Genomic DNA, 23001 nt, shown 5'->3' with positions numbered 1-23001 from the left:
ACTTTGCGCTCTCAAAACTGGCTATCATTGTTGCTGGTTTTCTTTGCTGAGAATCGGCGTATTTCATCGAAACGCGTTCGCAGTCGCAGAAACCTCCACATAAGGACCCTGAGTCCATTGGCCAAAACCCGGCCAACGAACTCAGGCCCGCTTATGCTCCGGTTTCTAAGCGCTCCTGCTCACGCTCTACTTGGTTAAGTCCTCGACCGATTAGTACTGGTCCGCTCCATGCATCGCTGCACTTCCACTTCCAGCCTATCTACCTGATCATCTCTCAGGGGTCTTACTTCCATATAGGAATGGGAAATCTCATCTCGAGGGGGGCTTCACACTTAGATGCTTTCAGCGTTTATCCCTTCCGTTCATAGCTACCCAGCGATGCGCCTGGCGGCACAACTGGTACACCAGCGGAACGTCCATCCCGGTCCTCTCGTACTAAGGACAGCTCCTCTCAAATTTCCTGCGCCCGCGACGGATAGGGACCGAACTGTCTCACGACGTTCTGAACCCAGCTCGCGTACCGCTTTAATGGGCGAACAGCCCAACCCTTGGGACCGACTACAGCCCCAGGATGCGATGAGCCGACATCGAGGTGCCAAACCTCCCCGTCGATGTGGACTCTTGGGGGAGATAAGCCTGTTATCCCCAGGGTAGCTTTTATCCGTTGAGCGATGGCCCTTCCATACGGAACCACCGGATCACTAAGCCCGACTTTCGTCCCTGCTCGACTTGTCAGTCTCGCAGTCAAGCTCCCTTCTACCTTTACACTCTGCGAATGATTTCCAACCATTCTGAGGGAACCTTTGGGCGCCTCCGTTACATTTTAGGAGGCGACCGCCCCAGTCAAACTGCCTACCTGACACTGTCTCCCGCCACGATCAGTGGCGCGGGTTAGAGTGTTCATACAGCTAGGGTAGTATCCCACCAACGCCTCCATCGAAACTAGCGTTCCGATCTCTACGGCTCCTACCTATCCTGTACAAGCGGTACCAACACTCAATATCAAGCTACAGTAAAGCTCCATGGGGTCTTTCCGTCCTGTCGCGGGTAACCCGCATCTTCACGGGTACTATAATTTCACCGAGTCTCTCGTTGAGACAGTGCCCAAATCATTACGCCTTTCGTGCGGGTCGGAACTTACCCGACAAGGAATTTCGCTACCTTAGGACCGTTATAGTTACGGCCGCCGTTTACTGGGGCTTCAATTCTGGGCTTCGCTTGCGCTAACTCATCCTCTTAACCTTCCAGCACCGGGCAGGCGTCAGCCCCTATACATCATCTTTCGATTTAGCAGAGACCTGTGTTTTTGATAAACAGTTGTTTGGGCCTATTCACTGCGGCTGACCTTGCGGTCAGCACCCCTTCTTCCGAAGTTACGGGGTCATTTTGCCGAGTTCCTTAACGAGAGTTCGCTCGCTCACCTGAGGATACTCTCCTCGACTACCTGTGTCGGTTTGCGGTACGGGTAGTTTATTTCTCACTAGAAGCTTTTCTTGGCAGTGTGACATCAGGAACTTCGCTACTTTAATTTCGCTCCCCATCACCGCTTGTCCTTATGGTCGCAAGCATTTCACTCGCCACCAGACTTGCGGCTTGGACGCACTTTTCCAGCCGTGCGCTTTCCTTAGCCTCCTGCGTCCCTCCATCGCTTAAACAAAATAAACTAGTGCAGGAATCTCAACCTGCTTGTCATCGACTACGCCTTGCGGCCTCGCCTTAGATCCCGACTAACCCTGGGAGGACGAGCCTTCCCCAGGAAACCTTAGTCATACGGTGGATCAGATTCTCACTGATCTTTCGCTACTCATGCCGGCATTCTCACTTCTAAGCGCTCCAGCCGTCCTCACGATCGACCTTCAACGCCCTTAGAACGCTCTCCTACCGCGCACCCTGACGGGTGCACCCACAGTTTCGGTATTATGCTTAGCCCCGGTATATTTTCGGCGCAGTGCCACTCGACTAGTGAGCTATTACGCACTCTTTAAATGGTGGCTGCTTCTGAGCCAACATCCTAGTTGTCTGTGCAACGCCACATCCTTTTCCACTTAGCATAAATTTAGGGACCTTAACTGGTGATCTGGGCTGTTCCCCTTTCGACAATGGACCTTATCGCTCACTGTCTGACTCCCGGAGTAAGATCGATGGTATTCGGAGTTTATCTGAATTCAGTAACCCTTGATGGGCCCCTAGTTCAAACAGTGCTCTACCTCCATGATCCATCCTCCGAGGCTAACCCTAAAGCTATTTCGGAGAGAACCAGCTATCTCCAAGTTCGTTTGGAATTTCACCGCTACCCACAACTCATCCCAGCATTTTTCAACATACATGGGTTCGGTCCTCCAGTGTGTTTCACCACACCTTCAACCTGGTCATGGGTAGGTCACTTGGTTTCGGGTCTACATCTGCCTACTCATTCGCCCTGTTCAGACTCGCTTTCGCTCCGGCTCCGACTTTTCATCTTAACCTCGCAGGCAAACGTAACTCGCCGGTTCATTCTACAAAAGGCACGCCATCACCCCTTAACGGGCTTTGACTAATTGTAGGCACACGGTTTCAGGAACTGTTTCACTCCCCTTCCGGGGTGCTTTTCACCTTTCCCTCACGGTACTGGTTCACTATCGGTCACTAGGGAGTATTTAGCCTTGGGAGATGGTCCTCCCGGATTCCGACGGAATTTCACGTGTTCCGCCGTACTCAGGATCCTGGACGGAGGGTCCGCCGTTTCGCTTACAGGGCTTTCACCTTCTATGGCGCAGCTTTCCAGCTGACTTCGACTACGTCGAACTTTGGTAACTCCAATGTCCAGTCCTACAACCCCGAGAAGCAAGCTTCTCGGTTTGGGCTCTTCCCACTTCGCTCGCCGCTACTATGGGAATCGAGTTTTCTTTCTCTTCCTGCGGGTACTGAGATGTTTCAGTTCCCCGCGTCTGCCGCCGACAAGCTATGAATTCACTTGCAGGCAATACACTGATGTGTACTGGGTTCCCCCATTCGGAAATCTCCGGATCAAAGCTTACTTATAGCTCCCCGAAGCATATCGGTATTAGTTCCGTCCTTCATCGGCTCCTAGTGCCAAGGCATCCACCGTGCGCCCTTTGTAACTTAACCTGTACTGACTTGCGTCAGCGGTTATGCGATGCGAATTTCTAAATTAGAAACTCATACAAATACGCTGTGTTCTCGGCAATTTAAAACATTTACAACAATGATATCCAGTTTTCAAAGAACAAAGTCGCACCCGCTAGGGTGCTTGAGGGTCGTCCCCTCAAAACTAAACAAAGTTTCGTGTGTGCAGGTTTCCGTCAGACTTAATGTCTGTTTCCTTAGAAAGGAGGTGATCCAGCCGCAGGTTCTCCTACGGCTACCTTGTTACGACTTCACCCTAATCATTTGTCCCACCTTAGACGGCTCGCTCCCTAAAAGGGTTACGCCACCGGCTTCGGGTGTTACAAACTCTCATGGTGTGACGGGCGGTGTGTACAAGGCCCGGGAACGTATTCACCGCGGCGTGCTGATCCGCGATTACTAGCGATTCCGACTTCGTGTAGGCGAGTTGCAGCCTACAGTCCGAACTGAGAATGGCTTTAAGAGATTAGCTTGACCTCGCGGTCTCGCAACTCGTTGTACCATCCATTGTAGCACGTGTGTAGCCCAGGTCATAAGGGGCATGATGATTTGACGTCATCCCCACCTTCCTCCGGTTTGTCACCGGCAGTCTTACTAGAGTGCCCAACTTAATGCTGGCAACTAGTCATAAGGGTTGCGCTCGTTGCGGGACTTAACCCAACATCTCACGACACGAGCTGACGACAACCATGCACCACCTGTCATTTTGCCCCCGAAGGGGAAACCTGATCTCTCAGGTGATCAAAAGATGTCAAGACCTGGTAAGGTTCTTCGCGTTGCTTCGAATTAAACCACATGCTCCACCGCTTGTGCGGGCCCCCGTCAATTCCTTTGAGTTTCAACCTTGCGGTCGTACTCCCCAGGCGGAATGCTTAATGCGTTAGCTGCGGCACTGAAGGGCGGAAACCCCCCAACACCTAGCATTCATCGTTTACGGCATGGACTACCAGGGTATCTAATCCTGTTCGCTACCCATGCTTTCGAGCCTCAGCGTCAGTTACAGACCAGACAGCCGCCTTCGCCACTGGTGTTCTTCCATATATCTACGCATTTCACCGCTACACATGGAGTTCCACTGTCCTCTTCTGCACTCAAGTTTCCCAGTTTCCGATGCGCTTCCTCGGTTAAGCCGAGGGCTTTCACATCAGACTTAAAAAACCGCCTGCGCTCGCTTTACGCCCAATAAATCCGGATAACGCTTGCCACCTACGTATTACCGCGGCTGCTGGCACGTAGTTAGCCGTGGCTTTCTGGTTGGATACCGTCACGCCGACAACAGTTACTCTGCCGACCATTCTTCTCCAACAACAGAGTTTTACGACCCGAAAGCCTTCTTCACTCACGCGGCGTTGCTCCATCAGACTTGCGTCCATTGTGGAAGATTCCCTACTGCTGCCTCCCGTAGGAGTTTGGGCCGTGTCTCAGTCCCAATGTGGCCGATCAACCTCTCAGTTCGGCTACGTATCATCGCCTTGGTGAGCCGTTACCTCACCAACTAGCTAATACGCCGCGGGTCCATCCAAAAGCGATAGCTTACGCCATCTTTCAGCCAAGAACCATGCGGTTCTTGGATTTATGCGGTATTAGCATCTGTTTCCAAATGTTATCCCCCACTTAAGGGCAGGTTACCCACGTGTTACTCACCCGTCCGCCACTCGTTTTAAGTTGAATCACAGTGCAAGCACCGTTCATCGACCAAAACTCGTTCGACTTGCATGTATTAGGCACGCCGCCAGCGTTCATCCTGAGCCAGGATCAAACTCTCATATAAATATGAGCTGTTCGAATAGCTCGATTTGTTGTTCTAGCGAATTGACTTCGCAAATGTTACTTTTTGCCTCGATACCGAAATATCAAGGACCCTGCACATTTAAACGAAACTTTGTTCAGTTTTCAAAGGACGATCTTGTCAAAAGACAACTTTGATAGATTATCATGCCAACAAACGAGTGTCAACACTTTTTATTAATCAGCTTCACAACAAGGTTATGAAGCAACTTCTATCTCTTTCCAAAAAAGAAAGTTCGGTTTTTGACAGCAATAATATAATACCAGTAACCTCGACAGCACGCAAGCATTTTTCTCAAAATGCTTGCACAAATCATTGCCATAAAATAGCTATCGAAAATGAAACCTACGCGTTCATCCAAAGTTTTTCGCGCAAAATCAAAAAGTGCGGCAATCAGGCTAGACCTGAAAACCGCATAAACTAAAATAGCTTAACTTTTTCGACGCGAATTATTGTTCACTTTGTATGCTGCTTTGCTGGCTTCATACCCAATTTAACCTGGCAATCAGGACAAATACCGTAGACTTCAAGATGATGGCCGCTCACCTTAAATCCGGTTTCTTTAGCCGCAACCGCTTCAACGTCTGTCACTCCTGGGTAGGTAAAGTCAAAAATCTTACCACAATTTGTACAGATCGCATGGTAGTGCGGTTCAATTGGAAAATCAAAATGTGTTGCCGCATCATTGGAAGACATTTCTTCAACTAGATTAAGGTCCACCAACAGACGCAAATTGTTATACACCGTGGCAACACTCATATGCGGAAATTGCGGTGAAAGCTTTGCATAAATCATCTCGGCTGTCGGATGTGCAGTGCTGTCGATCATGTATGAAATGATCGCTTCACGCTGTGGTGTGACCCGAATCTGCTTTGCTTTGAGCAAGTTAATTGTCTTGTTATAAACTGCCTGATTCATCGCCAACCTCCTAATTTATAAACATTATCATCTAGTAAAATTGTACGCCTTTTTCTAATGTAGCACAACCTTTACTTACAAAAGTTTAGAATTTCCTCAGTACTAGATACTTAAGACTCACGCATGAATTTGTGTACACCAAAACGGATTAACCCTCAGCGACAACCCTGATACATCTAATTTGGCCAAGGGCTTTGGTCATAATGTCATCTTTACACATTACAAAGCGCCCTACGAAGACAGGCTATCAATTGAAAAAAGCAGCGCCTCAGTGGGCACTGCTAAACCATAATCATCGTGACTACTTTGAGTCATCGCTGCCATCGTCATCACTACTGCTTTTAAGTTCGGGCGCATCGGTTTTGTATTCATCCACCGTAGACTTACCCTTATTTTGCGCCTTCAGACTCGTACCGTCTTTTTGGGCAGCTTTGAGCTTCTTCTTCGTATCGGTTAACTTATACGAAAAGTCACTGCGATCGACTTTTTTAAAGCCGCTTGGCGTATAGAATCGGAGAAGGTCGCCGTTAATCACGCGATCTGACAAGGAAAGTTCAGTTGTCACGCGGTTGGTAGCCGCATCAACTGTCTTTTTCTGACTGGCTGATAGTTTGCTGATCTTCTTGCCAGTGCTGGTGTTAAAGTACTGACTTCCCACCTTGGTAAAGTCAGGCGTCACAAAATCCCCGTTTCTGAATGCAACTGTTTGTGGATGGTTGGGCGACAGCAAATCAGAACCAAATTGAACAGTGTTGTTATCCTTGACACCAAGTAAATTCAAAATGGTCGGCAACGCATCGATTTCCCCACCGTACGTGTGATTAATGCCGCCTTTGAGTCCTGGCATATGAATCATAAACGGCACTCGTTGATACATGGCGTTGTTATAGTCATTAAAGCCGGAGATGTTGGTTAACTTAGCCATCGCCTTTTTATGGTTGTTGGAAATCCCATAGTGGTCGCCGTATAACACAATCATCGACTTATCATACAACCCGGTTTCTTTTAACCAATTGAAAAATTCACCCATGGCTTCGTCAAGATAGCGCGCCGTCTGCACATACCCGTCTACCGTGTCATCGCCTGTATCGGTTTTACTGATCGTTTGGTTGGCCTTATCTAGAGTATACGGATAATGGTTGGTAACCGTGATCATTTTGGCATAAAACGGCTGAGGTAGCTGTTCAATGTATTGAGCCGAATCTTTAAGGAAGATCTTGTCTTTCAGACCATAGCCCACGTCATAATTCTTACCGCTTGAGAAGTAATTCTTCGAGAAGAAGTAATCATACCCCCAAGACTTATACGTATTATCGCGATTCCAAAAGCTTGGTACATCCCCGTGGAATGAAGCGGTGGTGTAACCATGCTGGTCTAAAATAGCCGGAGCCGCCTGAAACGTGTTAGTCGTGCCATCTGTCACCATGGCCGCGCCTTCAGGTAAGCCAAATAATGAGTTCTCCATCATCATTTCGGCATCCGCGGTTTTACCTTGGCCAACTTGATTAAAGAAGTTATCAAACGATAAAGTATCAGATTCGTGATACAGCTTATTCAAGTTTGGCGTGACTTCCTGGCCATCCCATTTGAAGTCGATCATAAACTGCTGCAGGCTCTCCAGATGGATGATGAAAACATTTTTGCCTTTTGCCACACCTGTGTATTCCGCATTTGGAGCAACACGATTTTTGTTCAAGTAGTTCAACACTGACTTAACATCGCTGGAATCGGCATTAGCTTTGGTGGCACTGTTTTTGGCTGTCTTAACGCCGTCAACAACTGTGTAGGCGTTTAAGCCGAGATACTTGACGATATAGTTGTTATCAAATGTCCGGGTCAGCAAACCAGAACGATCGCTGTAGGCCATCGCCAAGTTGGCGCCAAACATCAATACAGCAAGCAGCGAAACGCCGAGAGCAAACCGTTTTTTGATCGGACGAATATCCATGCGAATCACTTTAAACGCCAGTAATAAAATCAAAACCACAACGTCAACAAAAACCAGGAAATCCGTTGGTTGAACAATCCCCATGATCCCTTTGTTTAAGTTATTGGAAACCGCTCCCGATCCTTTGATCAACGCAAACGTCAAGAAGTCTGAGAATTCCCGATAATAAAGCACATTGGCAAAAAGCCAAACAGACGTCAATGCATCAATCACCAGCATCGTGACATACGATTTTCGTCCGGACATATATAAAGCAATGCCAAAAAGAAAAAGCGTTGTCGGGATGGGATTAATCGCCAAAATCAGATGTTGAAAGCTGCCGGTGACTCCCAAGTTAAATTTAGCTTGATATGCCCAGTACGTCTTTGCCCAGAATAAGACAATGGCAAGGGCCAAAAAGCCGAGTCTTGTATTGAAAAAACCTCGAAGTTTAGTGCCGATCTGGTTCATTTGGAGCCTCCAAGTCATTGTTTAATGTCAAAAGTATAGCACATTCGCTAGGATAACCGCTTGTTTCTCAAAAGACAAATGTTCACCGTTGATTAAAGCTTAATTATGGGCAATCTTAAAGAAGCCTTAAAATGGGACGTCCGGATATCGTGGAGAACGAGCGTTGTATTATTTACGGCGCGTGTGCATGCGAAGCTCTGCTTTCCATAGAGCTGTTCACCGGCACAGAAGTCTGCATTGTAAGGACCTTGGTCGCAGTGGTCAATGATTTCTTACTGGGGATTGTTCTATTAGAGGCAAAAAGCTAATTGATTTTCGCTTTCTATAACGCGTTCGCAGTCGCAGAAATCTACGTGTAAGGACCTCAAGCCTAAATGGCAAAACCCAGCCATTTAGGCTTGAGGCCACTTACACTCCGATTTCTAAGCGCTCCTGCTCACGCTCACATAAAAAAGAGGCCAACCCTTTCAAGTCCGCCTCGTTCAGCACTCAGACTTAAGCCTGATCACTGTCGTTAGTATCATTAGTGTCCTCGTCTTCATCAAAATCCATCAGATCATAGATTTCCATGGCCGCAAGATCGATGTTGTCAAACTGGAAAGTCTGGTGCGTTCCAAGTTCTTCAAGTTCATAAGTTTCGGTCTTGGGATCGTATGTCACGAGGCCCTTTTCATCACCATTTTTTTCGAAGCGGCGTGACTGTGTCTCGCCGTCGCCTGTCTGCATGGCTTCGAGGCGTTTGATGATGGCCACGAGCTGTGATTGTTTCATAAAATGGCCTCCTAATTTTCCTATTTCAAGAAATAGCTTAGCATAAACCGCCGCCTCTGTGGGAGAAATATCACTTCAAATTGCAGTTTTATCCGCTTTGATAACGTTGCGCGACGACGGGTAAATGGACTATGCTATTTGCAACCTACATATAAGGAGCGCGCGTATGACATTGCAACCACTAAATGAACAATTACCGGCGATTGAGGTCAGTGAAATCCGAAAATTTGACGAAAGCGTCAGTAAAATTCCCGGCATTTTGAAATTGACCTTGGGCGAGCCTGATTTTAACACACCAGAACACGTTAAACAGGCGGGTATCGCGGCCATTCAGGAAAACTATTCCCATTACACCGGCATGGTCGGTGATCCTGAATTACGGGCAGCGGCCCAGCATTTTTTCAAAACTAAGTATGGAACGGATTATGATGCCGCGGATGAAATCCTGGTGACCGTGGGGGCGACCGAAGCCTTAGCAACAGCAATTACCACGATTAGCGATCCAGGTGATGCAATCCTGGTTCCCTCCCCCATTTACCCCGGCTACATTCCGCTTTTGACTTTGAATCATGTGACCCCGATTTATATCGACACCAGCAAAACTGATTTTGTATTGACGCCGGAGCTCATCGAGGCCACCATTGCTGCCAACCCTGATGCCAAAATTAAGGGTATCATCCTGAATTACCCTAGCAATCCCACGGGCGTGACCTACCACGCTGCCGAAGTTAAGGCCATCGCCTCGATTGCCGAAGCACACGACCTTTATATTATTTGTGACGAAATTTATTCTGAGTTAACTTATGACGCTACCCATATTTCAATGGGGCGTTACGCTTACGATCGGACATTCGTCGTCAACGGCTTATCTAAATCCCACGCCATGACCGGCTGGCGCATCGGTTTCCTGATGGGTCCGCGTCACTTAATCGCCGAAGCCAAAAAGGTGCACCAGTATCTCGTCACTGCCGCTACCACCATTGCGCAACGTGCCGGCATCGAAGCCTTAACGAATGGTGCCGACGATGCCCAGGTCATGAAGGCAGCTTATATCAAACGGCGCGATTTTGTTTATGCTGCCCTTATTCAAATGGGCTTTGAAGTGGCCCGCCCTGATGGTGCTTTTTACCTTTTTGCCAAAATTCCCGAACGGCTTCATATGCATTCGCGTGAATTTACCCAAGCGTTAGCCAATGAACAGAAACTGGCCCTGATTTCCGGAACTGCATTCGGCCCGGGTGGTGAAGGCTACATCCGGATCAGTTATGCCGCTTCAATGGACGACCTTAAAGAAGCGGTCAAACGGCTGCGTGCTTTCATTGCCAGCCGAACTGCCTGATGGCTGCCAAAAATGCACTGACTGAACACAGCACCTAAAAAAGTGACGTTAGAGACAATCTTGATTCATGTCTCTAACGTCACTTTTGATTTGTCTGAGTCGCTGGGCGCAAACCGCAGCGCAACACCTGATGTTCAGGAAACCTTATCCGACTTTTTGGGTGGTAAGGCCATCGCAATGATGCCGCAAATCATGCCGAGATAATAAGTTAAAAAACGCCACAATAACATCCCTAACACCAACTTGGATGGCGAGGTAACATATGTCGCAAACAGCGTCTTAAAGCTATATTCCGCACCGCCAGCACCGCCAGGAATCGGAAACAGGCTGACGATCATGACGATCATGACGTGCAGAACAATCACCTCAACAATGCTGACGTGATTAACCCCGAGTGCCAGAAGAACAAAATACGGCACCGCATAATAAAGTAACAGCTGCACCAACGTCAGTAAACAAGCCTTGATCACGCGCACTTTTTCCCGCTTTAAATGCAGGCTTTCCGCATAAAACGTATCGATTTTATGATCAAGATCGGTCTGCATCGCCAGTTTTCTTTCCGGCTTCACAAACCAGCCAACCGGCACCATGATGAGTCTAACCAAGCGCTTGGTAAATTTGTAATAGTACATCACCATCAACAAACCGACAATCACGATGACATGAATGACAAAGCCAAACACAATAAATAAAGCCAGCGCGCCGAAATGTCTGGAAACCTGATCAAAACCGATGACCAACGTTAAAATGAAATTGATCAGGACCATAAATTGATAGACGACAAACTTCATCAAAAGCACCGAGCTCGCGCGACCGGCCTCAACGCCACTTTGCATCAGCGCAAATAACTGAGCCGGCTGACCACCGGAAGCCATTGGCGTAATCGCGTTGAATAGCTGCTCGACCAGTGGTACCCGCAGCGCCGTCTTAAAATCGAGTGTATCCGTCCCGTTCTTGATAAAAATCTGGACGACAAACGTTTCGACGATCCATGAGCCGAACATGAGCAAAAAGGCCACCAGCAACCACTTGAGATCAAGTGATAATAACTCGTGCACCAGCTTGGCGCCATTCAAATCACGCGCTTCGTAAATAAAAATGCCGGCGCCAATCAGAACCATGATTAGGACGGCCAGTTTGTTCTTCCGTGTCATATAACTCCTCGGCTATTGCTTCCCTAACGCGGCCTGCTTTACGTAGAAATCGTGCCAGATCTTTTCAAGGCGGCTTTCCGCATAAACCTGCGCTGCCTGATGACTTTTAGTCGCATAAGTTGCCAACAACTCCCGGTCATCCGCCAAGGCTCGAATCCGCGCCTGCATATCATCGACATCAGCCGCGGTAATGGCATAAGGGGTGATGATCTGCTGGTAAAGCTCAAGATCACGTACCATAACCGGCGTACCGGTTGCAAAAGCTTCAAGCACCGACATCGGAAACAGCTCTTCAAAAGACGGCAAAAGAAACAGGTCCGCCATGTTATAGTAATCAATCATGGTTTCCCGCGGCATAATGCCGGTAAAGTCCAGGTTTGCCGGCGCATTTGCTACTGCCTGCTTAAGCCGTTCATAGCCTTCAGTGATCCGGCCAAATGAAAATCCGCCAGCCCATACAAACCGAAAGTCAGGATTCTGTTGGGCCAATTTGATAAAATCACCGACGCCTTTCCGATCTTGCACCTGACCGGCACCAAAGATCACAAAGTCATCGGGCTTAAACCCATTCGCATGGCGCAATGCCTGCCTTTTTTCGGCCGACACTGGATGAAACGTCCGTTGCGAAACAAAATTCGGAATATACGTCACTTTTTCGGGACTGATCCCATAAGCTTCCAATTTCGGAATGAAATTGGGATTGACCACGACCAATTCATCCATCCGCTTATAAAAGGCAAGCGTATATTTATCAAGCGTCCACCGCGCAACTCGCGGCAACTTTAAGCTGGCATCCAACGTGCTGGGAACAAAATGAACAAATCCGATTTTTCGACCTCGTTTTTTGGAAAAGGTTGAGGCGTAAAACTTAGGATCAATTGTATGATAATGGCTAATGTCACTGCGCGTATAACGATTCACATTGATTTGAAACTCATTGGCAAAGTCATGCTTGAGCAGCCCCATTAATTCTGTGTAAACTGCCCCCACGCCTTGCCCCGCCACTTTATTAGCGGACGAAAACATGTTAATAACGATCATAGTTAGCCTTTCATGGTCCGTTTACTCGTACTTTCATCGGTCCATGGCGCAGATTCATCAGCTTCATTAGGCGAATAATGACTGATAACATCACGATAGAAATCAAGCACGCGATCCCCGAAACGATCCGCAGAAATGGCAGCTAGTTTTTCAGCACGCGGTTTAGGGTCATCATAAGCGTTAGGATGACGCAGATAATTCACAACTTGATGAACCATTTCCGCTTCCGTTGAAAAAGTGGTTCCAAGTGCCGGATCATCAAGTAAATGATCGGTGTAATCGCCTGACAAAGCCACCACTTTTCGATCTGCCGCCATGGCTTCAATGTAGGTTAACCCCTGGGACTCCGAATCACTTGCCGACACAAAAACATCGCCAACCCGGTAATAATCACCCACATCATCATGATTGATTTCACCGGTGAATCGCACATGATCGGCAATTTCTAACTCGGCGGCCTGTGTCTCCAGATCTTCTCGCGCTGGACCGTCACCAACAATTAAAAGCACGGCGTTAGGAATCTGCGCCAAAATGGCCGGCATCGCACTGATCACCTTGTCGATCCGCTTCTCATAAGCAACCCGACTGAGTGAGATCAAGACCGGTACATCAGCTAGGCCCAGCTTTTCACGAAGATGCGGATCTTTTTGCTCGGCAAATTGGGTTAAGTCAACTCCGGTCGGTATGATCTTAATCTGCGTTTTAACACCATAGCGCCGTAACGTGTCGTAAACCCGTTCAGACGGCGCAATCACGCCACTGACATGATAAAGAAAGGCACGCGTAAATTGCTTCACATGATACGGCTTTAGCAGATGGCCATTTAAAACATAGTGCAGGTAATCTTCATACATCGTGTGATAAGTATGGATGGTTGGAATCTTTAATTGCTTCGCCACAAACTTGCCGATGTAACCCATTGAAAACTCGGTTTGTGTGTGGACAATATCCAGGTTCAGTTCCTTAGCCACGGCATAAGCATGGAACAATCCGCGCACCGCAATTCGCCGATCGGTAAAGGACACGAATGGCACACTCGTAAAACGGAATAAGTTGGGTTCGACAGCATCATCCGGCACATGTGGGTCAGTGGTCGTAAAAATATAAACCTGATGACCTTTGCGTTCTAGATCGTCCTTCAAGGTCTTGATGGACGTCGCGACACCGCTGACTTGCGGAAAGTAGCTATCTGTAAAAATCCCGATATTCACCTGATCCCCTCCAGACGTCATTTGTTTAGTATAAGTATAAAGATAGGCTTAGCTAAATGCAATTTTCTCACAAACCTTTAGAATTATCTTACCTTGCCGTCAAATTAACCTCATCAGGCAAAAGTCGTAAGTTTTTTCCCAGTCGTTTTGTAAGCATTGTTGAAGCCAAGCCTTTTATAAACTATCTTCTCCATTCGCTATCCATAACATTTTTAATAATAGCCAACAAAGCAATCATCTTTTAGCCGTCTGCTCGGCATGGGTGCTGTCATCAGATGGCGGCATTTTAACTTTGGCATTGACCCGCCGTGCTCTGCGGAAATACTTGGAAAAAATGTGGCTGTTGATTCCCCAGAAGTAGAAAACAATCGCACCTATCACAATCACCACAAAGTCCATGGGATAGTGAATCCAGTTTAAACCATTAAACTCACGACTGCCAATTAAGGAAATGACCGACAGGAAGATCAGGTAGCCGATCATCCACGCGGACGCTTTCAGCTGTTGCCATGTCGAACGCCAGCCCGAACGCCATTCATAAAATAAATACAGTGGAATGCCTAAGAAGATGACGCCGATGACTTCCACTGTCGTTGGCCACTTCGCCCAATATGCTGCCAGTGAAGTTAACACAAACGCCAAGGGTGCCATGAAACGCAATCTGGCTGACTTAACCGGTCGCTTAAAGTCAGGTGCCATGTCGCGTAATGAGATAACCGTAACCGGACCAGTCAGATAAGCGATCAACGTGGCCGTCGAAATGACGCTTGCCAGTGTTCCCCAAGACGGGAAAATCGAGACCATGACCATACTCAAGACTGCATTGACTACCATTGCGACTCGCGGCGTTCCGTATTTTTCGTCAATTTTACCGATGAATTTAGGAATATGGTTGTTCCCGACCATGGCCTGAAGTGCGCGCCCTGATGAAGCGACAAACGAGACGCCGGTACCAAATGGCGACACAAAGGCATCCATATAAAGTAAAACGGATAACCAGTGAATTCCTAATAAAATGGCCAGATCAGCAAATGGTGAATTGAGATTCAATCCTTTCCACCCGTGCGTTGCCAACATGTTCGGCGAGATCGTCGTAATGAAGACACTTTGCAGCAAAATATAGATCACCCCGCTGATTAACAGCGAGATGCCGATGCCACGTCCGATGTTTTTCTGCGGGCGTTTAACATCGCTGCCCATATTGATCACGGTCTGGAACGCATTAAACGAGAAAATAATCCCTGATACCGATGTTGCCGCAAAAATCGGTGCGCTCCCATATGGCATCAAGGTGGCCAACGAGTGTCCATAATTTTCGGGATGGAAGCTCGACATTGCCAGCAAAATAATCGTCAGCAGCGGCACCCCGATTTTAAAAATCGAAATGAAGCTGGTAAACCGCGTCAACAGCGTGACTGACCAGTAATTAAGCAATGTGAAAATAATAATAAACGCAAAGACGACTAGCAAGCCCTCCGGCGTTATCTTGCCTGCCTTTAAAAAGCCGCGAGTAAAGCCCGCCCATTGCCACGGCCACGACGCCATATACTGCACGGCCGCCACAGCTTCGATCGGCAGCAAGGTGACCAACGAAATCCAGTTGGCCCATGATGCGATGAAACCGACCAGCGAACCATGTGAATACTGGGCAAATTTGCTCATCCCGCCAGACTCAGGAAACATGGTCCCCAGTTCGACATAGTTATAAGCGATGACCCCAATGATGACGCCACCAATGATCCAGGAAAAAATCGCAGCTGGTCCGGCAACTGCGGCTGCTTCCCATGATCCAAAAAGCCAGCCGGAACCGATCAACGAACCAAGCGCCAGCATGACTAATTGAAATAGACCAATTTTATTATCTTTCCCTTTAGAAGCGATAATATGAACCCTCCTTATAAAATGACTTTTATAATTTAACGCAGATTTCTCCATATGTAAAATAACCTGACTCGTAGGATGGCGCCACAAACAAAGTCATGGGACTGGTGGCGCGTGCCTGAGATTTTTTGGGGTCTTTGCAGAAATCAATCATCCTTGTCACCTGAAACGAAAAATAGAAACGATCTGTCCTCACATACCGATTTTATTTTGGCAATCGTTAATGTGGGATTTAGTTGAAGCTTCAATTGCGAGATCTCATTTAAAAAAGCTGTCACTTCGGCATTAAATACGCACGCTCTCATTTTTCGCGAAAAAAATAAGAAAATAATGTTATTAATTTTGCATTTTCAAAAGTGCTATCTGTTCTCCTTTTCGCGAGCATACAAGTGATTAAATGGTATAACTGAACAATTGTTCGCTATTCAATTGCAAACGCTTTATTGTAGAATAATCTTGTCATTACAGGGTAATACTGCTAGTTAATCGGAGGGAGGAGGCGATATGAAACAAGTAGAAATAGAACTCATACGTGAAGCTGTAAACGATTCGGCAGCATTTGGCAAATTGTTCGCTCAGTATCGGCCATTGGTGTTGACGGTTTTAAAACCTTACCATCTCAGAGACTTTTCATACGACGATTGGATGCAGGAGGCCCGGATTGCGATGCTTAAAGCCGTTGTTCGCTATGACGGCAGCAGCGGCTCACAGTTTGGCCCCTACTATCGGATGGTTTTAAAATCCCACCTGCGCTCGGTGTTGCGCAAACACTTTGCCCATAAACGGCGCATTGACGCCAACGCTATTCCGGTCAATGACACGTCACTCGAGTCATTGCATGATCGACTGGCAATTCGCTCAGTTGAAGACGGACTGCTAATGCGCGTCGAATTCTTACAGTTTCTGGAAAGTTTGTCACCCTTGGAATATGAGGCATTTGAGGCGGCCATTCTATATCCGTCCAAAAAGCCCATACTTAGTCGGCATCGACGCGCGTTAGAACGCGCTCGCGCGAAGATTCTGAAGTTCTCGCGGGAAGACGAGTAATAACAACTCCAAAGCTTTCCAAGATCATTAAGCTACTGCCTTATCGTGACCGTTCACGACGGACATGGTAAGGCAGTTTTTGCGTGGCATGAATTTGTTTCGCTAGAAAGCTGGATTATGAGCCGACATTCAGTTTAGTTTGCTGTTTCTACATGCAAGTTTTCGAAGTGTCAAAAGAGGCAATAATCTCACTCCGTCAAAAAAGCCACCAGCTCACGGACTTTAGACAGCGACCGTAAAAATTTTGCCATAGTGGATCATTACACGACGATTCAGCTAAACTTATTGTTAAATCCTTGTAAAACACACCATCTTTAAAAACCTTATTTATTCAAGATTGGAATCAGCCCGATCGTAACTAAGTGCCTTCAATCCCTGCCAAATCACTGGATACACAAAAAGTTCGATTCCGAAGAGTCGATTTTTGGCGCCATTATTGATATGATCAATCAAAGGTGCCAAGCCACGGTGAGGAAACAGCGACGGGAATCGACATGTGCAACAAGGAAAGACTGCACGTTTCACAAGCACTCAATGCACAAAAAAAACACCAACATGAGCACATACCCATCGATCCATAAAAAGTGTTTGTCTCCCCGTTACTTGGTCTAATTAAATGGCATTGAACAAGCCTAAGGTAGCACTTAGGCATTCACAGCAATGCTGTATGAGCATTTTTATGACTGCTTATCCTGCTCGTTAAAAAGAACCAAATCATTCAGCAGTTAATTTCCGCGTAGAAATGGAGGAAATCAAAATGGACATTGTTATTCTCATTGGTGGTGCGCTATTTGTCTTAGGCATGTTGATCGCAGCCGTAAACACACGCATTGATTATGGATTTTTCACTCACTATCGAAGCGTCAACCGCGGCGTTAATCTCATTGCAATACTGCTTATCATCATTGGTTTAGGGATTGTCATTCTTAAATTTATGGCAAATGGACAGTAAGCCCCTTTTAGGCCCAATATATCGGCAAATGAAGACAAGCTCCTATGCACAGTGAAAAGTGCCATTCAGGCCACCGTCAGGAACCTGTCAAAAAAGCTGTGCTGCGCAGCCAAAAGTCAGCCAGCGACCAGCAGGACCGAAAACGGCTCATAAATGAAAAATGATCGGTCGTTTGGCTTTTCTGTCAAATGCCGATCGTTTTTTATTGGAACCCTGCCACCATTTCAAGATACGAAAACCGTCAAAGTTCTATGACTATCTACCGACCACTTTTAACGAATAACGCTCAAAAAGCAAAAATGGTCGTAGTGGTCGGTAACGGGACAATTTTTAAAAGCTTTTACTTACCCCCAGAAAGTAAGCGTCATATAGCACCGTACCTATAACTGTTGGAATCCTCCGTTTATACTTGTCTTATCAAGAAGATTGGAGGATTTTTTATGACCCAACCCAACGATATGGTGCCGATCCAAATGGTGAACCGCGATGGTGCCTCGGTTGTCGTAAAGCCAAAACTAGGTGCCAAGGTTAAACTCAAGGAAGCCGAGGTACTCTTTTACAATGGTATCGATAAGGTGATGGCTCGCATTATTCTGCAGGAGTTGATGACCCATGATTCCCGACCTGTCCAAAGCTAATATCTACATCATTTGCGGCCGCACCGACTTACGTAAAGGCATTGATGGCTTAGCGGCGTTAGTCACGGAAGAGTACAACATGAATGTCTTTGACAATGCGCTATTTATCTTTTGTGGCACGCGCAAGGATCGCTTCAAAGCACTGTACTGGACCAAAAGCGGTTTTCTACTTTTGTACAAACGCTTTGAAAATGGCTATATGCAATGGCCACGAGACCGCACTGAAATTCGCCGGTTGAATTACCGGCAGATGTCGCGGTTAGTCAACGGTTTAGCGATCGAGGAGCGCCGCACGATTCAGCCCATGACACCGGGGCATGTGTACTAATCCGGCCTTAGAAAGTCTTTTCCCGAAATTAGAGAAAAGGCTTTCTTTTCGTTTCTCCGCTTGATATACTTTTTTCAATTATTTGAACGGGAGACGCAAAATGCCAGCCGAAGCAGTCATCACGCAAGCAGAATATGACTATATCAAACAAGAGAATGCGCTACTTCGCGAAGAACTTGCGTTTCTAAAGCATCGTCTTTTTGGGGTTAAGCGCGAAAGCCTCACTAACGGTCAAGTGGACCTCTTCGATCAAAGTACTGTCTTTCAAACACCGGCACCGTCCGAACTGGAACAAGCGGAAACGGCGTCAAAACCGGAAAAGCCGGATTGTCATAAGAAGCAAAAGGGCAAGAAGGCCATGGTGTTAGCGCAATACCCTCAAGTCCCAGTGCATCATGAGCTGGACGGTGAGGCCCGACAATGCCCACACTGTGCGACCGAGATGCGTGATATTGGCACCACGATTACCAGTCGCGAACCCGTTAGAATTCCGGAACATTTTGAAGTACACGTCCACTATCAGCACGCCTACGAATGTCGCCAGTGTTCAAATCAACTGGATCACAGCGTCATTAAAAAGGCGGCGGTACCCCGTCCACTGATTCCCAATAGTTTCGCTTCACCGAGTATCCTCACTCAGACGATGATTGAAAAGTATCGCAAAAAAGTTCCCGTCTATCGCCAGGAAAAGGACTGGGAAGAAGCGGGGTTCCCACTGACGCGCCAACAGATTACCAACTGGCATATCTTGGCTTGCGACTATGGACTCGCTAGTCTTTATGAGCTGATGCATCAAACGCTGCTCAAACAGGACGTGGTTCACGCCGATGAAACCAGCTATCGGGTCTTGGAAAGTGAAAAGCTGAAGACCTATTACTGGGTCTTCGCTTCCGGCCGCGCAGAAGATAAGCAGATCTTTCTGTATGAGCACGCCGATTCCCGTGGCACTGAGATCCCAAAGCATTTTCTTAGTGGTTATACCCGTTATCTTCAAACCGACGGCTATCAAGTGTATGAGAAACTTGATCAAGTCACGCGAGTGGCTTGCCTCTCCCATATCCGTCGTAAGTTCTTTGAGGCCATGGGTCAACAGAGCACGACAAAGAGCAAAGCCAAGAAAGGAGTCGATTATTGCGACCGCATGTTCAAGCTGGAGCGGAACTGGAAACTGCTCACGCCGGAACAGCGCTATGAAAAGCGGCAAGCCAAACTAAAGGAAGAGCTATCCAAGTTCTTCACATGGTGTGAAACCCTCCATGTTTTACCGCAATCCAAACTTGGCCGCGCCGTTGACTATGCACTCAGCCAACGTGAAGCCATGGAAAATGTTTTATTAGACGGCCGTTTGGAGCTGTCAAATAACCGCGTTGAGCGTGCCGTCAAAGAACTCGTGATTGGCCGTAAAAACTGGCTGTTTTCCAAGAGCTTCAAAGGCGCCCGATCAAGCGGGATCATTTTAAGTGTGATACGCTCCGCCGAGGCCAACGGACTCGACTGCCGCAGATATCTTGAATACTTATTTACTGAATTACCCAACCTCCCTATTCCTGGCGATTCTAAAGCGCTACAGGATTATTTACCATGGTCGCCGCAGGTTCAAGCGAGTTGTTCACGCTAGAACGACTCAAAAACAAAAACAACGGCTTCGGTATTCCTTAACAGCATAAGGGATATCGGAGCCGTTTTAAATGTACTGCACAATCGTGCGCTTACGTTTTAAATGTACTGCACAATCGTGCGCTTACAAAAATCCCGGTTTAAAGCCATTTCAAGGTACAAAAAAAGCCCCAAAACGGGGCAAGTCTACCGGTGATCGGGGTCGAACCGATACTCCATTGCTGGAACGGGATTTTGAATCCCGCGCGTCTGCCAATTCCGCCACACCGGCATAATGTAAAATGGCACTCTCTTGCTGGGCGTTAACCGCAAGATAAGGCGGTGATCGGAATCGAACCGACGATCAAGGTTTTGCAGACCCATGCCTTACCGCTTGGCTACACCGCCATATTCATCAAGTTAAGCGCGTTTCTCCTATGGCAGTTGGAGAAAATTGGGGTAGCTGGATTCGAACCAGCGCATGACGGAGTCAAAGTCCGTTGCCTTACCGCTTGGCTATACCCCAGTAAAAGGGCGGTATGTGGGGATCGAACCCACGTATGCCGGTGCCACAAACCGGTGTGTTAACCGCTTCACCAATACCGCCATGATAAGCAGGGATAGTAGGAGTTGAACCCACACTGACGGTTTTGGAGACCGTAGTTCTACCATTAAACTATATCCCTATAAATGGAGGAGATAGGATTCGAACCTATGAACCCGAAGGAGCGGATTTACAGTCCGCCGCGTTTAGCCTCTTCGCTACTCCTCCATAATGGCGCGGGACGGAATCGAACCGCCGACACATGCAGCTTCAATGCATTGCTCTACCGACTGAGCTACCGAGCCATTTAGATCGCTTTTATGAAGTTGATGTTCCCCTCAATTAGAGGGGGACGGTTCCAACGGGACTCGAACCCGTGATCTCCTGCGTGACAGGCAGGCGTCCTAACCAACTAGACCATGGAACCATGTAATTGCGGGAGCAGGATTTGAACCTGCGACCTTCGGGTTATGAGCCCGACGAGCTACCGAACTGCTCCATCCCGCGATAATAATAAAGGAGAATGAGGGATTCGAACCCTCGCGTGGACTTACGCCCACCTGACGGTTTTCAAGACCGTTCCCTTCAGCCAGACTTGGGTAATTCTCCATCTAACCATGACCCGTACGGGATTTGAACCCATGTTACCGCCGTGAAAGGGCGGTGTCTTAACCACTTGACCAACGGGCCACAACGGAGAAGGAGGGATTTGAACCCTCGCACCAGTTTCCCGGTCTACACCCTTAGCAGGGGCGCCTCTTCAGCCACTTGAGTACTTCTCCATGTGCAATATAAAATTAATGGAACAATGGGCCTAGGTGGACTTGAACCACCGACCTCACGCTTATCAAGCGTGCGCTCTAACCAACTGAGCTATAGGCCCATATCATAATCGCAGCGGGTGACGAGAATCGAACTCGCGACAACAGCTTGGAAGGCTGTGGTTTTACCACTAAACTACACCCGCATAAGGGTGATTATGAAATGGCGCGGGACAGAATCGAACTGCCGACACATGCAGCTTCAATGCATTGCTCTACCGACTGAGCTACCGAGCCGCAAACGGTCCCAACGGGACTCGAACCCGTGATCTCCTGCGTGACAGGCAGGCGTCCTAACCAACTAGACCATGGAACCATGTAATTGCGGGAGCAGGATTTGAACCTGCGACCTTCGGGTTATGAGCCCGACGAGCTACCGAACTGCTCCATCCCGCGATAACAGTAACAAATCGATTATACCGAACAGTGACCACCCTGTAAAGATGGACCTTGTAGGGCTCGAACCTACGACCGGACGGTTATGAGCCGTCTGCTCTAACCAACTGAGCTAAAGGTCCAAGCTCAATCGCGGCGGGGGGGATCGAACCCTCGACCTCCCGGGTATGAACCGGACGCTCTAGCCAGCTGAGCTACACCGCGAAAAAACCATATGGACTGGCGTCCAATCGGGAAAACAGGATTCGAACCTGCGACCCCCTGGTCCCAAACCAGGTGCTCTACCAAGCTGAGCTATTTCCCGTCAAATGCACCCAGTAGGAGTCGAACCTACAACCTTCTGATTCGTAGTCAGACACTCTATCCAATTGCGCTATGGGTGCAAATCATGATAATACCGAGGAATCTTTCGACCAAACGCACCCTCGGCACTGCGTTTGGAAAGCGGAAGACGGGATTCGAACCCGCGACCCCCACCATGGCAAGGTGATGTTCTACCACTGAACTACTTCCGCATGAAACAAGATGCTTATCAAATTATTGGTGCCATGCCGACTAAAGGATTCGAACCTTCGACCCCCTGTTTACAAGACAGATGCTCTACCAACTGAGCTAAGTCGGCAAAAATATCGACTTGAGCCGCCATTTAAAACCAATAATTCTCTGAGCCGTGACAGGCTCGAACTGTCGACCCACTGATTAAAAGTCAGTTGCTCTACCAACTGAGCTAACGGCTCAATGGAGGATACAGGGCTCGAACCTGTGACCCTCTGCTTGTAAGGCAGACGCTCTCCCAACTGAGCTAATCCTCCATATGTAAGCGTGGCAGCTTCCTACCCTCGCAGGCAGTTTCCCACCAACTACTCTCGGCGTGAAGAAGCTTAACTTCTGTGTTCGGCATGGGAACAGGTGTATCCTTCTTGCTATCGCCACCACACTTATGAGAACTTTGCGCTCTCAAAACTGGCTATCATTGTTGCTGGTTTTCTTTGCTGAGAATCGGCGTATTTCATCGAAACGCGTTCGCAGTCGCAGAAACCTCCACATAAGG

At 47.8% G+C, this 23001-nt stretch carries 13 protein-coding genes, 25 tRNA genes and 3 rRNA genes; 6 read left to right on the top strand and 35 right to left on the bottom strand.

Features of this window, described 5'->3' with window-relative positions:
- Window positions 1-190 precede the first annotated feature (190 nt).
- The 5 genes from LACSTY_RS03800 to LACSTY_RS03780 all read right to left on the bottom strand — a co-directional run bounded on the left by LACSTY_RS03800 (window position 191) and on the right by LACSTY_RS03780 (window position 9002).
- A 23S ribosomal RNA gene (locus LACSTY_RS03800) occupies window positions 191-3108 on the bottom strand.
- 219 nt (window positions 3109-3327) lie between these two features.
- Window positions 3328-4897: ribosomal RNA gene (locus tag LACSTY_RS03795) — 16S ribosomal RNA — on the bottom strand.
- Together the 16S and 23S rRNA genes form the textbook arrangement of a ribosomal RNA operon.
- A 474-nt stretch (window positions 4898-5371) precedes the next feature.
- Window positions 5372-5833, bottom strand: coding sequence for a Fur family transcriptional regulator (locus LACSTY_RS03790; RefSeq protein WP_025013988.1), 462 nt, complete (start codon window positions 5831-5833; stop codon window positions 5372-5374).
- Window positions 5834-6134: 301 nt separating this feature from the next.
- Window positions 6135-8231 (bottom strand): LTA synthase family protein, encoded by a 2097-nt coding sequence (locus LACSTY_RS03785; RefSeq protein WP_087911758.1) that lies wholly within the window; start codon window positions 8229-8231, stop codon window positions 6135-6137.
- A gap of 495 nt (window positions 8232-8726) precedes the next feature.
- Window positions 8727-9002: a YkuJ family protein gene (locus tag LACSTY_RS03780; protein WP_010493839.1), complete on the bottom strand. Its 276-nt coding sequence runs from the start codon at window positions 9000-9002 to the stop codon at window positions 8727-8729.
- Between the two features lie 166 nt (window positions 9003-9168).
- On the opposite strand from LACSTY_RS03780, the gene LACSTY_RS03775 reads away from it, so the two are divergent.
- Window positions 9169-10341 carry a pyridoxal phosphate-dependent aminotransferase gene (locus LACSTY_RS03775; protein WP_087911757.1) on the top strand — a complete coding sequence of 391 codons (1173 nt, stop codon included), beginning with the start codon at window positions 9169-9171 and terminating at the stop codon, window positions 10339-10341.
- Window positions 10342-10475: 134 nt separating this feature from the next.
- Here LACSTY_RS03775 and LACSTY_RS03770 read toward each other — a convergent pair whose 3' ends face one another.
- The 4 genes from LACSTY_RS03770 to LACSTY_RS03755 all read right to left on the bottom strand — a co-directional run bounded on the left by LACSTY_RS03770 (window position 10476) and on the right by LACSTY_RS03755 (window position 15682).
- Window positions 10476-11495, bottom strand: a complete 1020-nt coding sequence (locus LACSTY_RS03770; RefSeq protein WP_087911756.1) for a lysylphosphatidylglycerol synthase transmembrane domain-containing protein — start codon at window positions 11493-11495, stop codon at window positions 10476-10478.
- A 12-nt stretch (window positions 11496-11507) separates the two neighbouring features.
- Window positions 11508-12536 (bottom strand): glycosyltransferase family 4 protein, encoded by a 1029-nt coding sequence (locus tag LACSTY_RS03765; protein WP_087911755.1) that lies wholly within the window; start codon window positions 12534-12536, stop codon window positions 11508-11510.
- 2 nt (window positions 12537-12538) lie between these two features.
- Window positions 12539-13747 (bottom strand): glycosyltransferase family 4 protein, encoded by a 1209-nt coding sequence (locus LACSTY_RS03760; protein ID WP_087911754.1) that lies wholly within the window; start codon window positions 13745-13747, stop codon window positions 12539-12541.
- Between the two features lie 234 nt (window positions 13748-13981).
- Window positions 13982-15682, bottom strand: coding sequence for an APC family permease (locus LACSTY_RS03755; protein WP_075760706.1), 1701 nt, complete (start codon window positions 15680-15682; stop codon window positions 13982-13984).
- 450 nt (window positions 15683-16132) lie between these two features.
- Here LACSTY_RS03755 and LACSTY_RS03750 point away from each other — a divergent pair, with 450 nt between their 5' ends.
- From LACSTY_RS03750 to tnpC, 5 genes are all read left to right on the top strand, one after another.
- Window positions 16133-16675: a sigma-70 family RNA polymerase sigma factor gene (locus LACSTY_RS03750; RefSeq protein ID WP_087911753.1), complete on the top strand. Its 543-nt coding sequence runs from the start codon at window positions 16133-16135 to the stop codon at window positions 16673-16675.
- A 757-nt stretch (window positions 16676-17432) separates the two neighbouring features.
- Window positions 17433-17627, top strand: coding sequence for a hypothetical protein (locus LACSTY_RS03745; RefSeq protein ID WP_049172871.1), 195 nt, complete (start codon window positions 17433-17435; stop codon window positions 17625-17627).
- 440 nt (window positions 17628-18067) lie between these two features.
- Window positions 18068-18265 carry a hypothetical protein gene (locus LACSTY_RS03740; protein WP_087911752.1) on the top strand — a complete coding sequence of 66 codons (198 nt, stop codon included), beginning with the start codon at window positions 18068-18070 and terminating at the stop codon, window positions 18263-18265.
- On the top strand, window positions 18240-18593 hold the full coding sequence (tnpB, locus tag LACSTY_RS03735; protein ID WP_087911751.1) for an IS66 family insertion sequence element accessory protein TnpB: 354 nt from the start codon (window positions 18240-18242) through the stop codon (window positions 18591-18593). The genes LACSTY_RS03740 and tnpB overlap by 26 nt, the downstream gene beginning before the upstream one ends.
- Before the next feature lie 100 nt (window positions 18594-18693).
- A complete protein-coding gene (gene tnpC, locus LACSTY_RS03730; protein WP_087911750.1) occupies window positions 18694-20211 on the top strand; it encodes an IS66 family transposase in 1518 nt (505 codons plus the stop codon).
- A 186-nt stretch (window positions 20212-20397) separates the two neighbouring features.
- Here tnpC and LACSTY_RS03725 read toward each other — a convergent pair.
- The 26 genes from LACSTY_RS03725 to rrf form a co-directional block, all read right to left on the bottom strand.
- A tRNA-Leu gene (locus tag LACSTY_RS03725) sits at window positions 20398-20481 on the bottom strand.
- Between the two features lie 45 nt (window positions 20482-20526).
- A tRNA-Cys gene (locus LACSTY_RS03720) sits at window positions 20527-20597 on the bottom strand.
- 46 nt (window positions 20598-20643) lie between these two features.
- Window positions 20644-20715, bottom strand: a tRNA-Gln gene (locus tag LACSTY_RS03715).
- A gap of 7 nt (window positions 20716-20722) precedes the next feature.
- A tRNA-His gene (locus LACSTY_RS03710) sits at window positions 20723-20795 on the bottom strand.
- 9 nt (window positions 20796-20804) lie between these two features.
- Window positions 20805-20875 (bottom strand) — tRNA-Trp (locus tag LACSTY_RS03705).
- A 5-nt stretch (window positions 20876-20880) separates the two neighbouring features.
- Window positions 20881-20961 (bottom strand) — tRNA-Tyr (locus LACSTY_RS03700).
- Between the two features lie 4 nt (window positions 20962-20965).
- Window positions 20966-21038, bottom strand: a tRNA-Phe gene (locus LACSTY_RS03695).
- Between the two features lie 48 nt (window positions 21039-21086).
- Window positions 21087-21160 (bottom strand) — tRNA-Asp (locus tag LACSTY_RS03690).
- Window positions 21161-21166: 6 nt separating this feature from the next.
- Window positions 21167-21240, bottom strand: a tRNA-Met gene (locus LACSTY_RS03685).
- 10 nt (window positions 21241-21250) lie between these two features.
- A tRNA-Ser gene (locus LACSTY_RS03680) sits at window positions 21251-21342 on the bottom strand.
- Between the two features lie 9 nt (window positions 21343-21351).
- Window positions 21352-21423: transfer RNA gene (locus LACSTY_RS03675), tRNA-Glu, on the bottom strand.
- Between the two features lie 4 nt (window positions 21424-21427).
- Window positions 21428-21515, bottom strand: a tRNA-Ser gene (locus LACSTY_RS03670).
- Between the two features lie 27 nt (window positions 21516-21542).
- A tRNA-Ile gene (locus LACSTY_RS03665) sits at window positions 21543-21616 on the bottom strand.
- A gap of 13 nt (window positions 21617-21629) precedes the next feature.
- A tRNA-Gly gene (locus LACSTY_RS03660) sits at window positions 21630-21700 on the bottom strand.
- Between the two features lie 18 nt (window positions 21701-21718).
- A tRNA-Phe gene (locus LACSTY_RS03655) sits at window positions 21719-21791 on the bottom strand.
- A 5-nt stretch (window positions 21792-21796) separates the two neighbouring features.
- A tRNA-Asp gene (locus LACSTY_RS03650) sits at window positions 21797-21870 on the bottom strand.
- A 6-nt stretch (window positions 21871-21876) separates the two neighbouring features.
- A tRNA-Met gene (locus LACSTY_RS03645) sits at window positions 21877-21950 on the bottom strand.
- Window positions 21951-21998: 48 nt separating this feature from the next.
- A tRNA-Ile gene (locus LACSTY_RS03640) sits at window positions 21999-22072 on the bottom strand.
- An 8-nt stretch (window positions 22073-22080) separates the two neighbouring features.
- A tRNA-Met gene (locus tag LACSTY_RS03635) sits at window positions 22081-22154 on the bottom strand.
- A 26-nt stretch (window positions 22155-22180) separates the two neighbouring features.
- Window positions 22181-22254, bottom strand: a tRNA-Pro gene (locus LACSTY_RS03630).
- Window positions 22255-22259: 5 nt separating this feature from the next.
- A tRNA-Arg gene (locus tag LACSTY_RS03625) sits at window positions 22260-22333 on the bottom strand.
- 60 nt (window positions 22334-22393) lie between these two features.
- Window positions 22394-22465, bottom strand: a tRNA-Gly gene (locus LACSTY_RS03620).
- Window positions 22466-22499: 34 nt separating this feature from the next.
- Window positions 22500-22572: transfer RNA gene (locus LACSTY_RS03615), tRNA-Thr, on the bottom strand.
- A gap of 42 nt (window positions 22573-22614) precedes the next feature.
- Window positions 22615-22687, bottom strand: a tRNA-Lys gene (locus LACSTY_RS03610).
- A gap of 2 nt (window positions 22688-22689) precedes the next feature.
- Window positions 22690-22762, bottom strand: a tRNA-Val gene (locus LACSTY_RS03605).
- Window positions 22763-22770: 8 nt separating this feature from the next.
- Window positions 22771-22887, bottom strand: a 5S ribosomal RNA gene (gene rrf, locus LACSTY_RS03600).
- Between the last annotated feature and the right edge of the window lie 114 nt (window positions 22888-23001).

The organism is Lacticaseibacillus styriensis, from assembly GCF_030770295.1.
GTDB lineage: Bacteria > Bacillota > Bacilli > Lactobacillales > Lactobacillaceae > Lacticaseibacillus > Lacticaseibacillus casei.
The sequence above is the reverse complement of the archived record's forward strand: the minus strand, read 5'-3'. Positions and strand labels throughout refer to the sequence as shown.